The sequence below is a fragment of the Arthrobacter sp. Soil_C_60 genome, assembly GCF_057656375.1.
The window spans coordinates 1-22,327 of sequence record NZ_JBDGKM010000004.1 but is presented as its reverse complement, the minus strand read 5'-3'; the positions used below and the strand labels follow the sequence as shown (position 1 = coordinate 22,327).

Below are 22,327 nucleotides of genomic sequence, written 5' to 3'. Positions count from 1 at the left end.
TACCGCAGTTCTTATCAGGCCGTTTCGAGCACATCCGCGAGGAACCGGCCGGTATGGCTGACCTCCGCCTTCGCCACCTGTTCAGGGGTGCCGGCTGCAATAATCCGGCCGCCGCCGGAACCTCCGTCCGGCCCAAGATCTACTACCCAGTCGGCACTCTTGATGACATCCAGGTTGTGTTCGATGGTGATGACGGTGTTGCCCTTGTCCACCAATGACTGGAGTACCAGCAACAGCTTGCGGATGTCCTCGAAGTGCAGCCCGGTGGTGGGTTCGTCCAATACGTAGATACTCCGGCCGTTGCTTCGCTTCTGCAGCTCGCTCGCGAGCTTCACTCGCTGCGCTTCGCCGCCGGAGAGGGTGGTAGCGGGCTGGCCGAGCCGGACGTACCCCAAACCGACGTCCACCAGGGTATTCAAGTGGCGGGCAATTGGGGTGAAAGCCGCGAAGAATTCCGCACCTTCCTCGATCGGCATGTCCAGCACATCCGCAATGGTCTTGCCCTTGTAATGGACTTCAAGGGTTTCTCGGTTGTAGCGGGCGCCGTGGCAGACCTCGCAGGGCACATAGACGTCCGGCAGGAAGTTCATCTCGATCTTCAGTGTGCCGTCACCGCTGCATGCTTCACAGCGTCCGCCCTTGACGTTGAACGAGAACCGTCCGGGCTGGTAGCCGCGCACCTTGGCCTCGTTGGTTTCGGCGAAGAGCTTACGGATATTGTCGAAGACACCGGTGTAGGTGGCCGCGTTGGACCGCGGCGTGCGGCCGATCGGACTCTGGTCGACGTGGATGACCTTGTCCAGGTGCTCGAGTCCCTCGACCCGCGTATGCCGTCCGGCGACCTGCTTGGCCCGGTTGAGCTTGTTGGCCAGTACCTTGTACAGGATGTCATTGACGAGGGTGGACTTTCCGGAGCCACTCACCCCGGTGACCGCAGTGAAGACGCCAAGCGGGAAGACCGCGTCGATGCCCTGCAGGTTGTTTTCCCGGGCAGCAACCACCTTGAGCTGCCGCTTCTTATCGATCTTGCGGCGCTTGGCTGGGATGTCGATACGGCGCCGGCCGGCCAGGTAATCACCGGTAATGGACTGCTCATTATCCAGCAGTTCCTTGAGCGAACCGGAATGGACTATCTGGCCTCCGTGCTCGCCCGCGCCCGGACCGACGTCGACAATCCAGTCGGCTTCGCTGATGGTGTCCTCGTCGTGCTCGACCACGATCAGTGTGTTGCCAAGGTCGCGCAGGCGGGTCAGGGTTTCGATCAGCCGGCGGTTGTCGCGCTGGTGCAGGCCGATGGATGGCTCGTCCAGAACGTAGAGCACGCCGACGAGGCCGGAACCGATCTGTGTGGCCAACCGGATGCGCTGCGCTTCACCGCCCGACAGGGTGCCGGCAGCGCGTTCGAGGTTCAGGTAGGAGAGGCCTACGTCCAGCAGGAAGCGAAGCCGGGCCTGGATCTCGATGAGCACCTGCTGGGCAATTTGTGCCTCACGCGGCGTCAGCTCCAGCGAATCCAGGAAGTCGCGGCATTCCTGCAGCGGCATCGCAGACACTTCGGCAATGGACCTGCCGTTGATGAGCACCGACAGGGACGCCGGGTTCAGGCGCGCGCCCTTGCACTCGGGACAGGGAACCTCCCGCATGTACTGCTCGTAACGGTCCCGCGCATTGTCGGACTCGGTTTCCAGGTGCTTGCGGTGGATGTACTGCACGGCGCCTTCAAAACCGGTGCTGTACTTGCGTTCGCGGCCAAAGCGGTTGCGGTACTGAACCACCACCTTATGGTCCTTGCCGTAGAGCACCGCCTTGCGCGCTTCCTTGGACAGCTCATTGAAGGGAACGTCCATGGAGAATCCGAGTTCATGGGACAGGCCTTCAAGCAGCCGGTTCCAGTACTGCTGCGTTGCCGTGCCCAGAGCCCAGGGCGCGATCGCGCCGTCGCCGAGGCTGAGCTCCGGGTCCGGAACGACCAAGTCTTCGTCCACCTCGAGCTTGCTGCCGATGCCGGTGCAGACCGGGCAGGCACCGAACGGATTGTTGAACGAGAAGGACCGCGGCTCGACTTCATCAATGGCCAGCGGGTGCTCATTGGGACAGGCAAGGTGCTCCGAAAAGGCCCGGGTACGTCCCGGATCACTTTCGTCCAGGTCCACAAAGTCTGCCAGCACACGGCCCTCGGCCAGGCCCAGCCCGGTCTCGATCGAGTCGGTCAGCCGCTGCTGGATGCCGTCCTTGACCACCAGCCGGTCGATGACCACTTCGATGGTGTGCTTGAACTGTTTGCCGAGCTTGGGCGGCTCCGACAGCTGGATCAGTTTGCCGTCCACCTTGGCGCGGGAATAGCCCTTGGCGGAAAGTTCCTTGAACAGGTCCACGAACTCGCCCTTGCGCCCGCGGACTACCGGGGCGAGGATCTGGAACCGCGTACCACTCTCAAGCTCCAGCAGCTGATCCACAATCTGCTGCGGAGTCTGCCGTGTCACCGGCTGGCCGCACACCGGGCAGTGCGGGCGGCCTACACGCGCCCAGAGCAGGCGCATGTAGTCGTAGATCTCGGTGATCGTGCCCACCGTGGAACGGGGGTTCTTGCTCGTCGATTTCTGGTCGATGGAAACTGCCGGGGAAAGGCCTTCAATGAAGTCGACATCCGGTTTGTCCACCTGGCCCAGGAACATGCGTGCATAGGCCGACAGCGATTCGACATAGCGGCGCTGCCCCTCCGCGAAGATCGTGTCGAAGGCCAGGGAGGACTTGCCGGAACCGGACAGCCCGGTGAATACGATCATGGAATCCCTGGGCAGGTCCAGGTCGACATTGCGCAGGTTGTGCTCCCGCGCGCCCTTCACGACCAGCCGGGATAGGTCCGTCCGGGCATCCTCGTGGGATCCGGGTCCAGTTGATTCAGTCGCTTTTAGCACGGTTTCCACTCTAATCGAAAGTCCGTTCGAAAATGTATTGCGTTCAGCACATTGGTGCGCACACGGACGATAGTTGTCCGCGTTGCCTCAACGCTGACTGGGCTTCTTTCTCTGGCCCGGCCGGTCCGCTGGATCAGCGTTCCAGGGCTGCCTTGACCGCGGCCAAGGCAGTCTTCACCGTGGCACCCTGTGCCCGGGCCGTCTCGGCGAACGTGGCGGCGGCCTCGGCCAGCAGCCGCGAGGACTCGTCCCCGCCGGCACTGATCACGGTGCCGGCCCGGCCTCCGGTTGTCACCCGGCCGGCCGTCTCCAGTTCCCGGTAGGCGCGGGCCACGGTGTTAGGCACAATGCCGAGATGGTCCGCCAGCCGCCGCACCGGCGGCAGCTTGGTTCCGATAGCCAACTCCCCGCCGTCGGACGCCTCGATAATGCGCAGGCGCAGCTGCTCGAACAGCGGCACCGAGCTCTGCTTGTCCAGCCGCCAGTCGAATTGGTCAGCTTCCATGTACCGCTGCCTGCCCTTCTGCAATTGTCCGTTCCCGGACCAATCGAATTTACGCCAGTTTCCCTACGGCGGACAAGGACTTTCACTCTGGGCGCAGACCCGGCCCGGGCAACCGCGGGCCTGTGATTAGACTGGGCGCATGTGGGAACTTGATGCCATCACCATCCGCTCGGCGTCCGTCAGCGAGATGGACAACAACGTCTATGTGATCACGGCCAAGGGCACCGGCACACAGGTGCTTATCGACGCCGCCGATGATCTGCCCGCCATCGAAAAGCTGCTGGCCGAAGGGGCGCAGGACAGCCCGGCTCCCGCCAAAGTGGCAATGATCATCACCACTCACAGCCACTGGGACCATGTGCGCGCCCTTGCCGGGACGGTGAAACTCACCGGCGCCCGCACCGCGGCCGGATCCGAAGACATCGCGCAGATCGAGGTTCCCACCGACGTCGCACTCGATCACGGCGACGTCGCGGAATTCGACGGGTTCTCGCTGGAGGCCATCAAACTGCGCGGCCACACGCCCGGCTCGGTTGCCCTCCTGTACCGCAACGCGCACGGGCCCTCGCACCTGTTCACCGGGGACTCGCTGTTCCCGGGAGGCGTTGGCAACACCCAGCAGGACCCGCAGCGCTTCGCCTCGCTGATTGACGACATCGAACGCCGCCTTTTCGGCTACCTGCCGGACGATACGGTGGTCCACCCGGGCCACGGCAAAGGCACCACGCTCGGCGCCGAACGGCCGCATCTGGCCGAATGGCGCGAGCGGGGCTGGTAGTCAGCGCTTGCGCGCAACGCAGAAGATCCGCCTGAAGGGGAAGACCGTTCCGTGCGGCCCGGCCGGATAGGCATGGCGCAGCGCCTCGGCATATTCCGTCTCGAATTCGGAGGCCTCCTGGGGTTCCAAGGCGGCGAGCACCGGGCGTAAGCCCGTCCCCCGGACCCACTCCAGCACCGGATCCGTCCCCTGCAAGACGTGGAGGTAGGTGGTCTCCCAGGCATCGGCTTCGAATCCCGCCTCCAGCAGCAGCGCGAGGTAATCCGCGGGCTCGCTGACGGCATCTTCGTGCCGGAGTACGCCGTCGAGCCGGGAATGCCACTTGCCGGACGCCGCCTGTCGGCGCATCAGCACGTGCGACGGCGCCGAAAAGTTGCCGGGAACCTGGAACGCCAGCCACCCGCCGGAGCCCAGCGCTGACGCCCACTCACGCAGCAGGTCCTGGTGCCTCGGAAGCCACTGGAGGGCCGCGTTCGAGACGAGCACATCCAGATCCTCCGGCGGAGTCCAGGCCGCGATGTCGCCGACCTCGAAATCCAGGTTCTGCGGTTGTGAAGCGGCACTGGCTGCGGCGATCATGACCGCGGACGAATCCAGTCCCGTCACCCGCGCCCTGGGCCAGCGGTCCGCAAGCGCCGCGGTCAGGCTGCCCGGACCGCAGCCCAGGTCCACCACCCGGCGCGGCTCCTCGGCGGCGATCCTGCCGGTCAGGTCGAAGAAGGGGCGGCTGCGGTAATCCGCAAACTCGGCGTACTTGGACGGATCCCATTTCATGTCCCCAGCCTACGGCTGCCGCTGCCCCAGTCCCCCGGCGGAGCACCGACCGATAGGCTGGAGGGGACATGAACCTACTTGAACAGCTCCCCGCAGCCGCCACCGCCAGCCCGGACGAAATCTACACCGCCTTCATCGACTGGGTAGAGGGCCGTGGCATGGCGCTGTATCCGGCCCAGGACGAGGCGGTGATGGAGCTGGTCACGGGCAACAACGTGATTCTGGCTACGCCGACCGGCTCGGGTAAGTCCATGGTGGCCATCGCCTCGCATTTCCACGCGATGGCCCACGGTAGGCGCAGTTACTACACAGCCCCGATCAAGGCCCTCGTCTCGGAAAAGTTCTTCGCCTTGTGCGATATCTTCGGTCCGGACAACGTCGGCATGGTTACCGGCGACTCGTCGGTGAACCAGGACGCTCCCATCATCTGCTGCACCGCGGAAATCCTCGCCAACATCGCCCTGCGCGAGGGCTCGGAGGCCGAGCTGGGAACCGTGGTCATGGACGAATTCCACTACTACTCGGATCCGCAGCGCGGCTGGGCATGGCAGGTACCGCTGCTGGAGCTGCCGCAGGCGCAGTTCCTGCTGATGTCCGCCACCCTGGGCGACGTGACTCGGTTCGAGAAGGAGCTGACCCAGCGCACCGGGCGGCAGACCACCACCGTCAGCTCGGCCGAGCGCCCCATCCCGTTGCATTACTACTACGTCCAGACGCCCGTGCAGGAGTCGCTGGAGGAGCTCCTGAGCACCCGCCAGGTGCCGGTGTACGTGGTGCACTTCAGCCAGCTGGAGGCGATCGAACGCGCCCAGAACCTCATGAGCATAAACGTCTGCACCCGCGAGGAGAAGGACCGGATCGGCGAACTGATCGCCGGCTTCCGGTTCGCCCCGGGCTTCGGCAAGACCTTGAACCGGCTGGTCCGCCACGGCATCGGCGTCCACCATGCCGGCATGCTGCCCAAGTACCGGCGGCTGGTCGAACAGCTGGCCCAGGCCGGCCTGCTGAAGGTCATCTGCGGTACGGACACGCTCGGCGTGGGCATCAACGTCCCCATCCGTACCGTCCTGATGACTGCGTTAAGCAAGTACGACGGCGTCCGGACCCGGCTGCTCAACGCGCGGGAATTCCACCAGATCGCCGGCCGCGCAGGACGGGCCGGGTATGATACGGCCGGCACCGTCGTCGTCCAGGCGCCGGAGCACGTGGTGGAAAACACCAAGGCGATGGCCAAGGCGGTGGCCAAGTTCGGTGATGACCAGAAGAAGCTGCGCCAGGTGGTCAAGAAGAAGCCGCCGACCGGCTTTGTCAGCTGGGGCGAGCCGACCTACCAGAAACTGGTGGACGGCCAACCGGAGCCGCTGACGTCCAGCTTCACGGTGAGCCACTCGATGCTGCTGAACCTGCTGGAGCGGCCCGGGGATCCCTTTGCCGCCGCGAAACGGTTGCTGACCGAGAACCACGAAACCCGTGCCTCGCAGCTCAAGCTGATCAAGCGCGCGCTGGGCATCTATCGTGAACTGGTCGCCTCCGGCCTGGTCGAGCGTCTGCCGGAGCCGGACGAAGACGGCCGCCTGGTGCGGCTGAAAATCCATCTGCAGGCGAACTTCGCGCTGAACCAGCCGCTGTCCCCGTTCGCGGTTGCCAGTCTGGAACTGCTGGATCCGGAGAGCGGCAGCTACGCCCTCGACGTCGTTTCGGCCATCGAAGCGATCCTGGAGCAGCCCCGGCAGGTGCTCTCCGCACAGGAGAAGAAGGCCCGTGGGGAAGCTGTTGCCGCCATGAAGGCGGACGGCATCGAGTACGACCAGCGCATGGCCATGCTGGAGGAGGTCAAGTATCCCCAGCCGCTGGCCGAGCTGTTGTTCCAGTCCTTCGATGTGTACCGGAAGAGCGCCCCTTGGCTAGGCGACTTCGAGCTCGCGCCGAAGTCAGTAATCCGGGACATGTACGAACGGGCAATGAACTTCAGCGAGTACGTGCAGTTCTACTCGCTGGCACGCTCCGAGGGCATCCTGCTGCGCTACCTCACCGACGGATACAAGGCGTTGCGCCAGACGGTGCCGACCGAGGCGCTGCGCGAAGACCTGGAAGACATCATCGCCTGGCTCGGCGAACTGGTGCGCCAGGTGGACTCGAGCCTGCTGGACGAATGGGAAGAGCTGACCTCCGGCGCCGGAGCCGCGGATCTGGCAGCGGAACATGCCGCCGAGTCCGTCCTGACCAAGGCGCCGCCGAAGCTCACGGACAACGTCCGTGCGTTCCGGGTCATGGTCCGCAACGAGCTCTTCCGCCGGGTGGAGCTCTTCGAAGCCGAAAACGAAGAGGCCCTCGGCGAACTGGACGCGGACAACGGCTGGGATACGGACCGGTGGGCAGAGGCCATGGACGCCTACTTCGACGCACACGATGACCTCGGCATCGGGCCGGACGCCCGTGGGCCCAAGTACCTGATCATTGAAGAGGCCCCCGCGGAGTGGAAGGTCCGGCAGATCTTCGACGACCCGGCCGGGGACCATGACTGGGGCATTAGCGCCGTCGTTAATCTTGCCGAATCCGACGAACTGGGCACGGCCGCGGTGCGGATTACCGCCGTGGGCCCGCTCTGATTAGGATGCCAGTTATGACCAGTATCCGGCGTGCCCGCGAATCCGATGTTCCCGTCATCCTTGAGCTCATCCGCGAGCTCGCCGTCTACGAAAAGGAACCGGATGCGGTCAAGACCACCGAGAATCAGCTGAGGCAGGCCCTCTTCGGCGACAACCCGTCCGTGTTCGCCCACCTCGCCGAGGACGACGGCGGCGTGCAGGGTTTTGCGCTGTGGTTCCGCAATTTCTCCACCTGGGAGGGCGTCCACGGCATCTACCTCGAGGACCTGTACATGCGCCCGGAGTCGCGCGGCGCGGGACACGGCAAGGCACTGCTGCGCACCTTGGCACAGCACGCCGTCGAGAACGGTTATGCCCGGGTGGAGTGGGCGGTGCTGAACTGGAACGAGCCGTCCATCAGCTTCTACCGCAGCCTGGGCGCGCTGCCGCAGGATGAGTGGTCCACCTTCCGCCTGACCGGCACCGCGCTGCACGAATTCGGCTCCACCGTTCCTGCCCGGACGGCATAATGCACGACGGCGCAGCCCACCGGATCGCCGCCTCGCACGTCATGCACGGGGCCAGGACCGTGGAACACTGGTTCACCGTTCCGCTGGTCCACGGGGACGCGGACGGCGGCAGCATCGAGGTCTTCGCCCGGGAATACACGTCCCTGGAACACAGCGACGAGGCAGTGGAATCCCTGCCCTGGCTGCTGTTCCTGCAAGGCGGTCCCGGCGGCCGCGGCAACCGGGTGACGTCCCTGGGCAGCTGGATGAAGGAAGCCGCGCGGCACTTCCGCATCCTGATGCTGGACCAGCGCGGAACCGGGCTGTCCGCTCCGCTCTCACGCCAGAGCCTTCCGCTGCAGGGTGACGCGGCGGCGCAGGCGGCCTATCTGGCCCACTTCCGGGCGGACTCCATTGTGGCGGATGCCGAGCTCATCCGGCAGGAGCTGGCCGGCGCGCCCTGGAGCATCTTTGGCCAGAGCTACGGCGGTTTCTGCGCCCTGAGCTACCTTTCCTTTGCACCGGAAGGACTGCGCGAGGTCCTGATCACCGGCGGCTTGGCGCCGCTGGCCTGCCACCCGGACCGGGTGTACCAGGCCACCTTCAAGCGGGTCGAGGCACGCAACGCGGAATACTTCGCCCGCTACCCGGAGGACCGCCTGCGGGTCACCCGGATAGCGCGGCACCTGGAACAGGTGCCGGAATTCCTGCCCACCGGCGAGAGACTGAGCGTGCGCCGCTTCCAGATGCTCGGCTCCTTCCTGGGCGGCAATACCCGGGTGGACGCCCTGCACTACCTGCTGGAAGACGCGTTCACCGCCACGCCGGGCGGCCCGCGGCTCACCGATAGCTTCCTCGAACAGGTAGGCCATCAAGTCAGCCGGGCCGCGAATCCGCTCTACGCGCTGCTGCACGAATCCATCTACGCCCAGCACGAAGCCACCGCTTGGTCCGCCTGGCGCGTCCTTGAGCAGTATCCGCAGTTCAGTCCGGAAGCGGAGCCCCCTTTGCTCACCGGCGAAATGGTCTACCCGTGGTACTTCGAGGAGGACCCGGCGCTGGTGCCGCTCCAGGAGGTGGCCGGGCTGCTTGCCGCCAAGGACGACTGGCCCGCGCTCTACGACCTCGAACAGCTGGCCGTCAACACCGTGCCGGCCGCAGCTGCGGTGTATGCCGAGGACATCTATGTGGACCGCGACCTGTCGCTGGAAACTGCCGACCGGGTCAAGGGACTGCAGGTCTGGGAGACGGCCGATTTCCATCATGACGGTATTTCGGACGACGGCGAGTCCATTTTCCGCCGCCTGCTCGCCCTGTGCCGCAGCCAGGGTGGCGCGGTCGAATAATCCAAGGTGCCGGGCGCTTGCGGGAAACAGCGCGTGCGCGCCCTACGTTTGTCGTTGACTCCCGCGGTTCCGGGCGGCCCCATGGTTCCGGGTGGCCTCCACGACAGCGAAGACCAGGACGACGGCAGCCGCCAGTGCCGCTGCCAGGTTCAGCCCGGCGAAGCCAAAGAACGCAAGCGCCACGCCGGAGAGCGCGGCACCCAACGCGCCGGCAGCTCCCATGCAGGTATCAGAGACGCCCTGCACCAGCACCCGGTCCGCGTCGGAGACCGATTCCGACAGCAAGGTGGAACCGGCGATGGTTGCAGCCGACCAGCCGACGCCCAGGACTGCCAGTCCGGCGCCTACCCACAACTGGTTCCCGTGCCCGATCCCCGCCAGCCCGACGGCGGCCAGCAGCACCAGCTGGGCGGCCATGATCATCCGCGGCCTGCCCAGCCTGTCGGTGAGCAGGCCGATCACCGGCGACAGCGCGTACATGCCGGCGATGTGCAGGGAGATGGTGAATCCGATGAACGCGAGTGTGTCGGCCTCGCTGTGGTGCAGGCCGGAGGCCTGGTCGAGCGCCTGCAGATGGACGGGTGTCATGGACATCACGGCAACCATGACCAAGTGGGCTCCGACCACCGTGACCAGGCCCAGCTGAGCCATCGGCGACCGTCGGACCGCCGCCAGGCCGGCGCCCAGCGAACCGCCGCGCAGCTTTCGGGGCAAGGCGGAGTCCGGTGCGGCCGCAGTCGCCGTTGCGGCACGGCGAGCGGCCGGAGGTGCGGGGACCGGGACAGGGCCGGCGGCCACGCTCCGGGCCACGAGCAGCGGATCCGGACGCAGCCCGACGAACAGCAGAACCGCTCCGATCGCCAGCCCCGCCATGGAAAACAGGAACGGACCGGACGTCTCCGGCAGGGACAGCGCTAAGGCCAGTTCGGCCCCAGGCTTGATCAGGTTTGGTCCTGCCACCGCTCCGATGGTGATGGACCAGACCACGAAGGACAGGTCGCGCCCACGGTGCTCCGGGCGCGCCAGATCGACGGCTGCGAACCGGGCCTGAAGGTTGACTGCAGCGCCGACGCCCAGCAAGGCGGAGCCAGCCAGCACCAGCAGGTAGGAACGCATAATCGGCGCCATCACCATGAGTGCGGCGCCCAGGAGGGCCAGCAGCAGGCCGGAGATCAGCGCCTGCCGCCGGCCTCGCCGAGCCGCCAGACCGGCCAGCGGCAGGGCGACCAGGGCACCGGCCAGAGACAGGGCCATGGTGGATGTGCCGGCTAGTTCTTCGTTGCCGGAAAGCTCCACGGCAAGAAGCGAACCGATCGCCAGCGCGGCACCGTTGCCCACGCCGCTGAACAGTTGGGCGAGGGCGAGGGTTAAAACAGTACGGCGCTGGATGCGTCCAAGCCGTGCTTGGGCATCCAGCGCCGCGTCGACAGGAAAACTCACACTGCGAGCATAACGCCGTTGCGCGCCGCGCGCTTCCTGTTGTTCAGCTGGTTACTGCTCGTTGAGTTTGTCTTCCTCGCGCTCCTCGCGGCGGCTGGCCTCCAGGTCCGCAGCGAGTTCGGCGTCGAGCTTTGCGGCTTTGGCCGCAGGGCTCAGCAGGCTCGCCACGGTGGCGATGACAATCGTTCCAACGATGACCGCCAGGGAGACGAAGGTCGGAATCTCCGGTGCCCATTCGATGGGCTGGCCGCCGTTGAGGAAGGGCAGTTCATTCACGTGCATGGCGTGGAAGATCAACTTGACGCCAATGAAGACGAGGATGAAGGCCAGGCCGTGCTTGAGGTAGACCAGGCGCGTCATGAGACCGCCCAGCAGGAAGTACAGCTGGCGGAGTCCCATCAGCGCAAAGATGTTGGCGGTGAAAACAATGAAGGCGCTCTGCGTCAGACCGAAGATTGCCGGGATGGAGTCGACGGCGAAGAGCAGGTCGGTCAGGCCGATGGTCACGAACACGATGAGCATCGGGGTGAAGACCTTTTTCCCGTTCACCACGGTGCGGAGCTTGTTGCCGTCGTACTTGTCGCTCATCGGCACCACGGTGCGCAGCTTGGCGATCAGCGGGTTCTCCGCGCCCTCTTCTTCGTCTTCGCCGTCGTCCTTGGCCTGCTTGTAGCCGGTCCAGAGCAGGAAGGCACCGAAGATGTAGAAGATCCAGCTGAAGTTCTCCACCAGCTCTGCGCCCAGCAGGATGAAGATTCCGCGCAGGACCAGCGCGATGATGATACCCACCATCAGCACTTCCTGCTGGTATTTACGCGGCACGGAGAAGCGCGCCATGATGATGATGAAGACGAACAAGTTGTCGATACTGAGGCTGTATTCCGTCACCCAACCGGCCAGGAACTGCCCGCCGAATTCAGGCCCGGTGAACGCGAACATCATGGCGCCGAAAATCAGGGCAAGCGTCACGTAGAACGCAACCCAGAGCCCGGCTTCCTTCATGGAGGGCTCATGCGGGCGTTTCACCACATAGAGAAGGTCGAACAACAGGACAAGTCCGAGCACCACAAAGGTGCCGACTTCAAACCAAACGGGTAATTCGAGCACGAAAAAGGCCTTTCGAGGGTACGAGTGGTTGCCGCAAGTCTCTCCGCCGGCAACCAGAGGCCGGCCGCTGTGCCCGGCCCGGCTACTTCGCCGGGCGTGTTGACGTTCACAGCACTTGGGATACTCCCCTACGCCTCAACGAGTGTACCCGATTGGCCGCTGTGGGGTCAGGCGTGACCGGCTGCACGCATCTGCCGGAGGTCCTTCTTTAGATCTGCAATTTCGTCCCGCAACCGGCCGGCCAACTCGAACTGCAGTTCCGCCGCTGCCGCATGCATCTGTGCGGTCATCTCTTCGATCAGAGAGGTAAGGTCTTCGGCTGGTACCGCGGCAAGACCGTCCTTACGGATCTTTTCCTTCGGCTTAGCGGCCGAGTATCCGCGCTTGCCCTTTCCGTAATCAAACTCACCCAGCAGCTCGGCGGTATCGGCGTCCTCGCGGGCCAACTGGTCGGTAATGTCCGCAATCCGTTTGCGTAGCGGCTGCGGGTCCACCCCGTGTTTTTTGTTGTAGGCCTGCTGGATTTCGCGGCGCCGGTTGGTCTCTTCGATGGCGTTCGCCATGGAATCGGTGATCCGGTCCGCATACATGTGGACCTCGCCCGACACATTACGTGCCGCGCGGCCAATGGTCTGGATCAGCGACGTGCTGCTGCGCAGGAACCCTTCCTTGTCTGCATCGAGGATGCTGACCAGGGAGACTTCAGGCAAGTCCAGGCCTTCACGCAGCAGGTTGATCCCGACCAGTACGTCGAAGATGCCCATCCGCAGTTCCCGCAGGAGCTCCACCCGGCGCAGGGTATCGACGTCCGAGTGCAGGTATTGGACTTTGACGCCGTGGTCCATGAGGTATTCGGTCAGGTCCTCGGCCATCCGTTTGGTCAGCGTGGTGACCAGGACGCGCTCGTTCTTCTCCACCCGGGTGTTGATCTCGCCCAGCAGGTCATCGATCTGGCCCTTGGTCGGCTTCACCACGACTTCCGGGTCGATCAGGCCGGTGGGACGGATGATCTGCTGCACGTACCCGTCGGCCTTGCCCAACTCGTATTTGCCGGGCGTGGCCGAGAGGTACACGGTCTGGCCGATCCGCTCAAGGAATTCATCCCATTTCAGCGGCCGGTTGTCCATTGCCGAGGGCAGCCGGAAACCGTGGTCCACGAGCGTGCGCTTGCGTGACATATCGCCTTCGTACATGGCGCCGATCTGCGGAACAGTCACGTGCGATTCGTCAATTACCAGCAGGAAATCGTCAGGGAAGTAGTCCAGCAGGCAGTGCGGTGCGGTGCCGGAACCACGGCCGTCGATGTGCCGGGAGTAGTTCTCAATGCCGTTGCAGAATCCCATCTGCTGCATCATTTCGAGGTCATAAGTGGTGCGCATGCGCAGCCGCTGGGCCTCCACGAGTTTGTTCTGGGATTCCAGGACCTGCAGCCGGGCCGCCAGCTCATCCTCGATCTCCTTGATTGCCCGGCTCATCCGCTCCGGCCCGGCCACGTAGTGCGAGGCAGGAAAAACATACATCTCGGTTTCCTCGCGGATAACCTCGCCGGTCAGGGGATGCAGCGTATAGATGTTCTCTATTTCGTCCCCGAAAAATTCGATGCGCAGGGCCTGTTCCTCATACATCGGAATGATTTCCACTGTATCTCCGCGAACCCGGAAGGTCCCCCGGTGGAAGTCCATGTCATTACGCGCGTACTGCATCGACACGAATCTGCGCAGCAGCTCATCACGGTTCATCTCCTCGCCCTGGCGAAGCGTGACCATGCCTGCCACGTACTCCTCGGGCGTACCCAGACCATAGATACAGGAGACCGTAGCAACGACGACGACGTCGCGCCGGGTCAGCAAGGCGTTCGTCGCCGAATGCCGGAGCCGTTCGACCTCCTCGTTGACGGAGGAGTCCTTTTCGATGAAAGTGTCCGTCTGGGGCACGTACGCTTCCGGCTGGTAATAGTCGTAGTAAGAGACGAAGTACTCCACTGCATTGTTCGGCAGCAGTTCCCGGAACTCGTTCGCCAGCTGGGCTGCCAGCGTCTTGTTCTGGACCATAACCAGCGTGGGCCGCTGCACCTGTTCGATCAGCCATGCCGTCGTGGCGCTCTTACCGGTGCCCGTAGCACCCAGTAGGACGATGTCCTTCTCCCCCGCCTGGATCCGCTCGGTGAGTTCCTTAATGGCTCCGGGCTGGTCACCCGCTGGTTTGTAATCACTGATTACTTCGAAAGGAGCTACAACCCTGTTGATGTCCTGCGCAAGACTCATGGCATTAACGGTAGCCCCAATTGCGGCCAGCGCGCGTCCGCGATTGCTCCCGGCTGAACATCAGGGCAGAACTGGTGTTGTCCGCCGCCGGCGCTGATCCAGCAAGGAGAATTTGCCAAAATGGTTGGCCTCGGCGCTCTGCCGGTGGATACTGTGAGCTAATAGCGACGTCAATCGACCCGAACAGAAGATGAGGATCTGCATAGATCACTGATCTGGATGGAGAGACAGTGCCAACCGATGAACGATCGCCTGAGCCGGAGCCGGGTCAGAGGCCCGGCCAGGACGACGCAAACCCCCAGCAGAACGCTGAGTCTAAGCCCGTGGAGGAAAAATACGCGGCGCCCACAACTGACACCCTTGAGGGCAGGAAAACCATCCGGAAAGCCATCGGAGCGTCGGCGATGGGTAACGCCACGGAGTGGTTCGATTACGGCATCTATGCCGTAGCTATCACGTACATCACCGCCAACTTCTTCCCCACGGAGGGCGGCCTTGGCACCGCCCTCGCGCTGGCCACGTTCGCCATCTCATTCCTGGTCCGTCCGCTGGGCGGGCTGGTATGGGGTCCGCTCGGTGACCGGCTGGGCCGCAAGGCCATTCTCGCTCTGACCATTATTTTGATGGCCGGTGCCACCTTTGCCATCGGCCTGATGCCTAATTATGAAACGATCGGCGTCTGGGCCCCGATCCTGCTGATCCTTCTCCGCATGGTGCAAGGGTTTTCCACCGGCGGCGAATACGGCGGTGCAGCCACCTTCATGGCCGAATATTCGCCGGATAAGAAGCGCGGTTTCTTCGGAAGCTTCCTGGAATTCGGCACCTTGTTCGGCTTCATCCTCGGCACGGCCCTGGTGTTGTTCTTCCAGATAGTGCTGGGCGAGCAGGCGATGACCGATTGGGGCTGGCGTCTGCCCTTCCTGGTGGCGGGTCCCATGGGGCTGATCGGCCTCTATCTGCGTACCAAGCTCGAAGATACGCCGGTCTTCCGTGATCTGGAGGACCATCATCTGGAAGAGCCGGATGCGAAGACGGAGCTGCGCGACCTGGTCGTGAAGTATTGGAAGCCGCTGCTGACCATGGGCGGGCTGGTCGTAGCGCTGAACGTCACGAACTACACCCTGCTGAGCTACATGCCCACCTACCTGCAGACTGAAATCAATCTGCCCGCCAACAACGCCCTGACGCTGCTGCTGCTGGGCCAGCTGGCCATGATGATTGTCATCCCCTTTGCCGGGAAGCTCTCCGACAGGATCGGCCGAAAACCCATGTGGTGGGCCTCGCTGCTGGGCCTGTTTGTGGCCGCCATACCGATGTACCTGCTCATGCGGATCAACTTCGGCACGGCCCTGATCGGCTTCGCCGTGCTGGGTCTGTTGTACGTACTTCAGCTGGCAACTATTTCCGCAACATTCCCGGCCATGTTCCCCACGCAGGTGCGGTATGCCGGTTTCGCCATTACCTACAACGTGTCAACGGCGCTCTTCGGCGGCACGGCGCCGCTGGTGAACGATCTGCTGATTCAAGCTACCGGCGACACGCTGGTTCCCGCCTACTACATGATGGTGGCCTGCGTCGTCGGCGCCGTTGCGCTGAAGTTCATCCCGGAAACAGCGGGTTGCTCCATCCGTGGGACGGAAATTCCCAGCGTCGAACGGGACCGGGCAGAAGCGGCCCGCTGACGGATCACGGTTGGGTAGCGCGCCGGGCGGCGCTACCCAGCCGCGCTCTCCGGCTGCCAGTGGACACGGCGCATCCAGTCCTGCATCCCTGGTTCCGCTACCTCCGTGAACCACCGTTCCTTATCTTTCGCGTAGCGGCCGGTTGAGCTGTCCTTTGCATGCAGGTCGGCCAGCCGTTCCTTTTCCGCCAAGTACTCCTGCGCCATCTGCGGGTTGTCGCGCAGCCAGTCACGGAAACCGAGTGCGAACCGCCAGCCAGGGGATCCTGTCACCCGGACATGGACGTTTGCGCTCCGCCCCGGGTCGGCGTTGCCGTGCAGCCGCTTCTCCCAGTCGGCCGGGTCCGGGTGCGACGGCTTGGGGATGTCCCGCCACAGTCCCCGACGACGGGGGAAGCCAGCCGACGCCAAGCTGCCTGCAACGGCGTCGGCTTCAGCCAACGAACGCACGCTGACCTGCAGATCGATGACGTCCTTCGCCGGCAACCCCGGAACAGCGGTGGAACCGATGTGGTCCACCGCCAGAATCCGTTCATCCGCCGACCTGATCCGGTCCGCCAGCCGCTTCGCCTGCTGCGGCCAGTCCAGGCGGGGTTCGGCCAGGACGGGCCCGCCACGGGGGGCGGCCACCCGGGCCGCCGCAAGATTCGCCGCGAAGGGTTCCAGGCGCTCCTCCCACAGGCGGTCTACCCGCGCAAGGATGGCTTCCGGCGATTCCACGTTTTCCAGTACGACGTCGGCCGCGGCCAGCCGCTCGGCATGCGTCGCCTGCGCGGCAATGCGTGCCCGGGCGTCGGCCTCAGCCATGCCGCGGTCAGCGACCATGCGCCGGATCCGGACATCCTCGGGCGCGTCCACCACAAGGACCAGGTGGAACCGCGACCCCTGCCCGGTTTCCACGAGCAGCGGAATGTCCTGAACGACGATTCGTTCCGGCTCTGCCTCTGCAACCAGCTGCGCCGAACGTGCACGGACCAGCGGGTGGATGATGGCGTTGAGCTGTTCGCGTTTCGCATGATCACCGAAAACCGCAGCGCCGAGCGCCGGACGGTCCAGTCCGCCGTCGTCGGTCAGAATCTCCTTCCCGAACGCCGCCACCACGGCCTGCAGTCCGGGCGTCCCCGGTTCGACGACTTCGCGAGCGAGCACGTCGGCATCGATGAGCAGCGCGCCACGTTCACGCAGCCGCCGCGCCACCAGAGATTTACCCGCGGCAATGCCGCCTGTCAGACCGACCTTGAGCACAGCATCAGTCTAGCCAGACTCCCGGCCCTCCCCCGCCAACCACTTGGTCCAGCCACAGACAGGCCCGAGGCACGGGCGCCGGTGGGAGGGCAGGATGGCGTTAGCCGTACTAGGCTGGTTGGGTGCACCCAGCCTCCCAGTCCACGGTTACCAGCTATACGACCATTGCTGGCGAACACCGGCACGAAATCGAGATCAAGCGCTCCCGCTTCATCACGGTACTTCGCCGGGTCGAGACGGAGGAAGCCGCGCGTGATCTTGTTGCCGGCCTGCGCAAGGAATTCCACGACGCCCGGCACCATTGTTCGGCCTTCGTCCTGGGCCCGGACCGCAGGGTGCAACGTTCCAACGACGACGGCGAACCCTCCGGTACCGCCGGACTCCCGATGCTGGAAGCTCTGGCCAGGCGCGAGACAGCGCCCGGGGTGACGGATCTTAGCGACGTTGCGGCCGTCGTCGTACGCTATTTCGGCGGTATCCTGCTGGGCGCCGGCGGCCTGGTGCGCGCCTACTCAGAGTCTGTGTCGGAGGCCGTGGCCTCGGCCCGATTGGTAAAGCGGCGGCGCATGCAGCTGTACGCAGTCGCTGCGGAACACGCCCAAGCCGGCCGGCTCGAGAACGAGCTGCGCGCGGCAGGCGTCACCGTGCTCGGCAGCGACTATGGCGCGGCCGGGGTCGATATCAACGTGGCCCTCACGGACGAACCCGAGGTGCTGGCCCGCTTCCATGAACAGCTCGCTTCGCTCACCGCGGGCGGAGAACCAGCCGTGCGGCGCGGCACCGAGTGGGTGGATCTTGCCTGAACTGAACTTGGCCCTCTTGCGCCGCTGGCCGGATGTGGAGGCGGAGAACCTCTACGCGGCAGATGCGGCGGACCGGCTGCTGCTCGACACTGCCGCCCCGATGCTGGCCGGATTGCAGGGCAACGAGATCGCCGTGGTCAACGACCATTACGGCGCGCTGACCCTATCCCTGGCCACCGCTGGCTTCACCGGGCTGCGGGTCCACCAGGATCCGCTCTCTGCCGAACAGGCGCTGGAGAACAATGCCCATGCGCTCGGACTCGGCGGCTTTACCCACCGCTCTATGGGCCCGGAGCTGTTTAGGGGCACCCGGCTGGTGCTGATGCAGCTGCCCCGGTCACTGGACGCCCTTGAAGAAACGGCAGCTTTCATCGCCGCCGCGGCGGCGCCCGATGTGACCGTGCTCGCCGGCGGGCGCGACAAACACATGTCCCCCGCCATGAACCAGATGCTGGCAACGGCCTTCTCGTCGGTGAGCGCTGGGCGTGGCCGGCAGAAGGCGCGGGTACTGACGGCAACCGAGCCCCGCGACAAGGTCAGCACGCGTTTCCCGGTTCAGGAAGAGTACGACGTCGGGCTGCCGGCTCCGCTGCGGATCGTCGCCTTCGGCGCTACCTTCGGCGGCGCCAAGCTCGATGTGGGCACGCGGTTCCTGCTACCGGCGCTTGCCGGTGCCCGCGCTGCCGGGCGGGCCGTAGATTTGGGCTGCGGCAACGGGACGATTGCCGCGTACCTCGCACTCTCGCGCCCGGACCTGGCTGTCCTGGCCACAGACCAGTCCGCGTCCGCCGTCGCCTCGGCGCGGGCAACCGCTGAGGCAAACGGTGTCAGCGCGCGGGTGACCGTCCAACGGGACGATGCACTGTCCGCGCTTCCAGACTCCGCCGAGGAACTTATTGTGCTCAATCCCCCGTTCCATATCGGGAATGCGGTGCATGCCGGCATCGCCCTGAAGTTGTTCGCCGATGCCGGCCGAGTGCTCGCTCCCGGCGGCGAGCTGTGGACGGTGTGGAACAGCCATCTCGCGTATAAGCCGGCACTCAACCGGCTGGTTGGGCCGACCCGCGAGGTCTCCCGCAACCCGAAATTCACCGTTACGGTCAGTACGCGCCGGCCCTAGAGAAAGTTCCCGGCAGCCAAAAGAACCCCTGTCCGAGGACAGGGGTTCTTTTGGCTGCTTACCCGTTAGGGCCGGCGGAATTAGTTGCCGGTGAGCTTCTCGCGCAGTGCGGCGAGGGCCTCATCCGAAGCGAGCGTTCCGCCACCGGTGCTGGGGGTCTCCGTCTGAGCGGGCTCAGAGGAGTAGCTGGTTGCAGCGGATTCGCCGGTCTCGGAAGTAGCCTGGGTGTCTTCCTGCAGGTGCTGGGCAACCTGCTTCTTGTGGGATTCCCAGCGGGCCTGGGCGTCAGCGTACTGCTGCTCCCAAGCGGCACGCTGGGTCTCGTAACCCTCAAGCCACTCGTTGGACTCCGGATCGAAGCCCTCCGGGTACTTGTAGTTGCCTTCTTCGTCGTACTCGGCAGCCATACCGTACAGGGCCGGGTCGAACTCGGTACCCTCCGGGTCAACGCCCTCGTTGGCCTGCTTGAGGCTGAGGGAGATGCGGCGACGCTCGAGGTCGATGTCGATGACCTTGACGAACAGTTCGTCGCCAACGGAGACAACCTGTTCGGCCAGCTCAACGTGGCGGACGGCCAGCTCGGAGATGTGAACCAGACCTTCAATGCCGTCTTCAACGCGGACGAAAGCACCGAACGGAACCAGCTTGGTGACCTTACCCGGAACAACCTGCCCAAGGGCGTGGGTGCGGGCGAAGGTCTGCCACGGATCTTCCTGCGTGGCCTTCAGCGACAGGGAGACACGCTCGCGGTCCAGGTCGACTTCCAGAACCTCGACGGTGACTTCCTGGCCAACTTCGACAACCTCGGACGGGTGGTCGATGTGCTTCCAGGACAGCTCGGAGACGTGAACCAGACCGTCGACGCCGCCCAGGTCCACGAATGCACCGAAGTTGACGATGGAGGAAACGACGCCCGGACGGACCTGGCCCTTTTCCAGCTTGTTGAGGAAAGTGGAGCGGACCTCGGACTGGGTCTGCTCGAGCCATGCACGGCGGGAGAGCACAACGTTGTTGCGGTTCTTGTCCAGCTCGATGATTTTGGCTTCGATCTTCTGGCCGATGTACGGAGCCAGGTCGCGCACACGGCGCATCTCGACGAGGGAGGCGGGCAGGAAGCCGCGCAGGCCGATGTCGAGGATAAGACCACCCTTGACGACCTCGATGACGGTACCGGTGACGACACCGTCCTCTTCCTTGACCTTCTCGATGTCGCCCCAGGCACGCTCGTACTGAGCACGCTTCTTGGAGAGAATGAGGCGGCCTTCCTTGTCTTCCTTGGTAAGGACAAGGGCTTCGACCTGATCGCCTACGGCGACAACTTCGCCGGGATCAACGTCGTGCTTGATGGAAAGCTCGCGGGACGGGATGACACCTTCGGTCTTGTAACCGATGTCGAGCAGAACTTCATCGCGGTCAACCTTGACGACGGTACCTTCGACGAGATCACCGTCATTGAAGTACTTGATGGTGGCGTCGACGGCAGCGAGGAAGTCTTCGGCGGTACCAATGTCGTTGATGGCGACCTGAGGGGTACCGGGCTTCTCGGTGGAGGTGATGGTCATGTAGTAGGGGCTCCGATGTGGATAGATTTCTTAGTTCCGGACGGTTTGACTCCACGTTCGGCACCAGCACAAAATAGCTGCAGCCTTGCGGTTATTGACCGTCCGGAGGTGGACTTTAATAAAAAGGGTAGTGCGTACGCATTACGCGCCCGATAAGTCTAGCCGCATGAGCCAACTGCGGTCAAAGCGTTGCAGCCCGTGGCGTCGGTTACCTTCAGGGCTCCCGGCCGGGCAGGCGCTGCTCAGAAGTGCGTGATGCAGTACGGCTGTGCCGTGGTGGCGAAAATCCGCTCCAGCTTTCCTACGGCGTCCTCGGTTGCGCCGGGCAGCCTGCCGGCCGCTGCGAGCGTCCCGGCCCTGACGCCGCCCAGATAAAGCGAGCCCAGCGCATCGACATCCACGCTCAGGTCCAACGCGTCGTCCGGTGCCAGCGGTTGCACGCGTGCGTTTCCGCCGGCGGCCTCCAGCAAGAACCGGCCTGCAGCCAACCCGAACGGATCAACAATCTCCAGCGCGAGCCGGCCCTCGCCGTCGTAATGACGCGCTTGGAGCGCATTGACCGGATCCAGAATACGCAGCCAGAGCACGTCTTCGGCTGCTTTCGTTGTGTGACCCCGGCCGTCCTGCAGCGCCCACGGCAACGGATCTTCGACCGGGGCAAGGGACCAGCTGACCCGCTGCACCAAGTCGATGGAGCCCAGGTACCGCCACAGTTCCCGATAGCTTTCCGTGGTGGTGGCCACCAGATCCACGACCTTCATCGTGTACGGTTCCTTGGATCAACCGGCGAACCTGTAGCTCACGTATCCCTGTGGCGTCCCGCTGCTGTCGTAGTGGACGGCCGCCCGGATCGACCTGTCCGGCTCCGGTTTGTCATGCCCCCATCGGCCGGAGATTCTCTTCGCGTAGGAATACTGCCTGGCCACCGAGCCCGGAGTCCTGGCGTGGAACCGGGCAAAGATCTCCGGCCCGAGCTGCTGCAGGGCTGCCGGGTCCGCCATCTCGACTGTTCCGGCCGGCGGCGTGCGGAGGCCGAAACGCTCCTGGACGTCCACCTCCACCTCGCGGGTGAAGGTTGCTGCGCCGAAGCCAAAGCGCCCGTAGATCGTCGCCTCGGATGCGGTCAGCGCCGCGATGCCCAGACCGGAGCGTGCGGCCTGCTCGAGATCGCTGGTGATCAAGCGCCGCAGCAGTCCGCGCCGGCGATGGGTGGGCCGGACGGTAACGGCGGTGATCTGGTGGGCATCGAGCAGTCGGCCGCCGCCAACATTCATGCTGTTCACCATGGTGGCGTAGGTGGCTACCGGAATATCGGCACTCCACACGCCTGGACGGGGCTCGTCGTCGTAAACTCCCCACAACACGCGGTTGTCCGCGGCGTAGCCCTTTGCATATTCGGCTACGTGCGCTGCCTCGAGAGAACTTTCATGGAAACCTGCATCGACGGCCTCGAACCAGCCCCGGAACCGGGCCGAGGGAACGCCACCCTCAACATCAGCAGGAAATTGTTCAATCCGCAGGTTACGAGCCTAGTGGGCATTTTCCACTTCCACCAGACCCCGCGTTGACTCATCAAAGATGCCCGCGTAGCTGCTATCGAAGAATCATTGGATAATGCCCGCGTAGCGGTGTGTCTGCCGGGCAGGTTGTTGCCTGCCCGGCACTCTGAGCCATGGAGCTTACGATG

At 64.4% G+C, this 22,327-nt stretch carries 17 protein-coding genes; 7 read left to right on the top strand and 10 right to left on the bottom strand.

Annotation, left to right across the window (positions count from 1 at the left end; genetic code table 11):
- Positions 1-14: 14 nt before the first annotated feature.
- On the bottom strand, positions 15-2,918 hold the full coding sequence (gene uvrA, locus AC3A4M_RS09810) for an excinuclease ABC subunit UvrA (RefSeq protein WP_498735601.1): 2,904 nt from the start codon (positions 2,916-2,918) through the stop codon (positions 15-17).
- 133 nt (positions 2,919-3,051) lie between these two features.
- A complete protein-coding gene (locus tag AC3A4M_RS09805) occupies positions 3,052-3,423 on the bottom strand; it encodes a GntR family transcriptional regulator (protein WP_498731958.1) in 372 nt (123 codons plus the stop codon).
- 139 nt (positions 3,424-3,562) lie between these two features.
- Between AC3A4M_RS09805 and AC3A4M_RS09800 the strand changes: the two genes are divergently transcribed.
- Complete coding sequence (locus AC3A4M_RS09800; RefSeq protein WP_498735600.1) at positions 3,563-4,201, top strand: MBL fold metallo-hydrolase; 639 nt, start codon at positions 3,563-3,565, stop codon at positions 4,199-4,201.
- On the opposite strand, the gene AC3A4M_RS09795 is transcribed toward AC3A4M_RS09800, so the two are convergent.
- Positions 4,202-4,975, bottom strand: coding sequence for a trans-aconitate 2-methyltransferase (locus AC3A4M_RS09795; RefSeq protein WP_498735599.1), 774 nt, complete (start codon positions 4,973-4,975; stop codon positions 4,202-4,204).
- Between the two features lie 68 nt (positions 4,976-5,043).
- On the opposite strand from AC3A4M_RS09795, the gene AC3A4M_RS09790 reads away from it, so the two are divergent.
- From AC3A4M_RS09790 to AC3A4M_RS09780, 3 genes are read left to right on the top strand one after another with little or no spacing between them, the layout of a single operon-like run.
- Positions 5,044-7,584, top strand: a complete 2,541-nt coding sequence (locus AC3A4M_RS09790; RefSeq protein WP_498735598.1) for a DEAD/DEAH box helicase — start codon at positions 5,044-5,046, stop codon at positions 7,582-7,584.
- 14 nt (positions 7,585-7,598) lie between these two features.
- Positions 7,599-8,093, top strand: a complete 495-nt coding sequence (locus tag AC3A4M_RS09785; protein WP_498735597.1) for a GNAT family N-acetyltransferase — start codon at positions 7,599-7,601, stop codon at positions 8,091-8,093.
- Complete coding sequence (locus AC3A4M_RS09780; RefSeq protein WP_498735596.1) at positions 8,093-9,418, top strand: alpha/beta fold hydrolase; 1,326 nt, start codon at positions 8,093-8,095, stop codon at positions 9,416-9,418. Before AC3A4M_RS09785 ends, AC3A4M_RS09780 begins: the two co-directional genes overlap by 1 nt.
- Positions 9,419-9,460: 42 nt before the next feature.
- Here the strand turns inward: AC3A4M_RS09780 and AC3A4M_RS09775 are convergent, their stop codons facing one another.
- From AC3A4M_RS09775 to uvrB, 3 genes are all read right to left on the bottom strand, one after another.
- Positions 9,461-10,858, bottom strand: a complete 1,398-nt coding sequence (locus tag AC3A4M_RS09775) for an MFS transporter (protein ID WP_498735595.1) — start codon at positions 10,856-10,858, stop codon at positions 9,461-9,463.
- A gap of 51 nt (positions 10,859-10,909) precedes the next feature.
- On the bottom strand, positions 10,910-11,965 hold the full coding sequence (locus tag AC3A4M_RS09770) for a TerC family protein (protein WP_498735594.1): 1,056 nt from the start codon (positions 11,963-11,965) through the stop codon (positions 10,910-10,912).
- Positions 11,966-12,132: 167 nt separating this feature from the next.
- The gene (uvrB, locus tag AC3A4M_RS09765) at positions 12,133-14,229 is read right to left on the bottom strand and encodes an excinuclease ABC subunit UvrB (protein WP_498735593.1); all 2,097 of its coding nucleotides are present in this window, start codon (positions 14,227-14,229) and stop codon (positions 12,133-12,135) included.
- A 404-nt stretch (positions 14,230-14,633) separates the two neighbouring features.
- Between uvrB and AC3A4M_RS09760 the strand changes: the two genes are divergently transcribed.
- Positions 14,634-15,911: an MFS transporter gene (locus AC3A4M_RS09760; RefSeq protein WP_498735956.1), complete on the top strand. Its 1,278-nt coding sequence runs from the start codon at positions 14,634-14,636 to the stop codon at positions 15,909-15,911.
- 32 nt (positions 15,912-15,943) lie between these two features.
- On the opposite strand, the gene coaE is transcribed toward AC3A4M_RS09760, so the two are convergent.
- Complete coding sequence (gene coaE / locus AC3A4M_RS09755) at positions 15,944-17,155, bottom strand: dephospho-CoA kinase (RefSeq protein WP_498735592.1); 1,212 nt, start codon at positions 17,153-17,155, stop codon at positions 15,944-15,946.
- Between the two features lie 122 nt (positions 17,156-17,277).
- Here coaE and AC3A4M_RS09750 point away from each other — a divergent pair, with 122 nt between their 5' ends.
- Complete coding sequence (locus AC3A4M_RS09750) at positions 17,278-17,958, top strand: YigZ family protein (protein ID WP_498735591.1); 681 nt, start codon at positions 17,278-17,280, stop codon at positions 17,956-17,958.
- Entirely contained in the window at positions 17,951-19,078 is a 1,128-nt protein-coding gene (locus AC3A4M_RS09745; RefSeq protein WP_498735590.1) for a class I SAM-dependent methyltransferase, read from the top strand. The genes AC3A4M_RS09750 and AC3A4M_RS09745 overlap by 8 nt, the downstream gene beginning before the upstream one ends.
- 80 nt (positions 19,079-19,158) lie before the next feature.
- Here the strand turns inward: AC3A4M_RS09745 and rpsA are convergent, their stop codons facing one another.
- The 3 genes from rpsA to AC3A4M_RS09730 all read right to left on the bottom strand — a co-directional run bounded on the left by rpsA (position 19,159) and on the right by AC3A4M_RS09730 (position 22,154).
- On the bottom strand, positions 19,159-20,640 hold the full coding sequence (gene rpsA / locus AC3A4M_RS09740; RefSeq protein WP_498735589.1) for a 30S ribosomal protein S1: 1,482 nt from the start codon (positions 20,638-20,640) through the stop codon (positions 19,159-19,161).
- A 242-nt stretch (positions 20,641-20,882) separates the two neighbouring features.
- Positions 20,883-21,401, bottom strand: a complete 519-nt coding sequence (locus tag AC3A4M_RS09735; protein WP_498735588.1) for a sterol carrier protein domain-containing protein — start codon at positions 21,399-21,401, stop codon at positions 20,883-20,885.
- Positions 21,402-21,419: 18 nt separating this feature from the next.
- Positions 21,420-22,154: a GNAT family N-acetyltransferase gene (locus AC3A4M_RS09730; protein WP_498735955.1), complete on the bottom strand. Its 735-nt coding sequence runs from the start codon at positions 22,152-22,154 to the stop codon at positions 21,420-21,422.
- Positions 22,155-22,327: the final 173 nt, after the last annotated feature.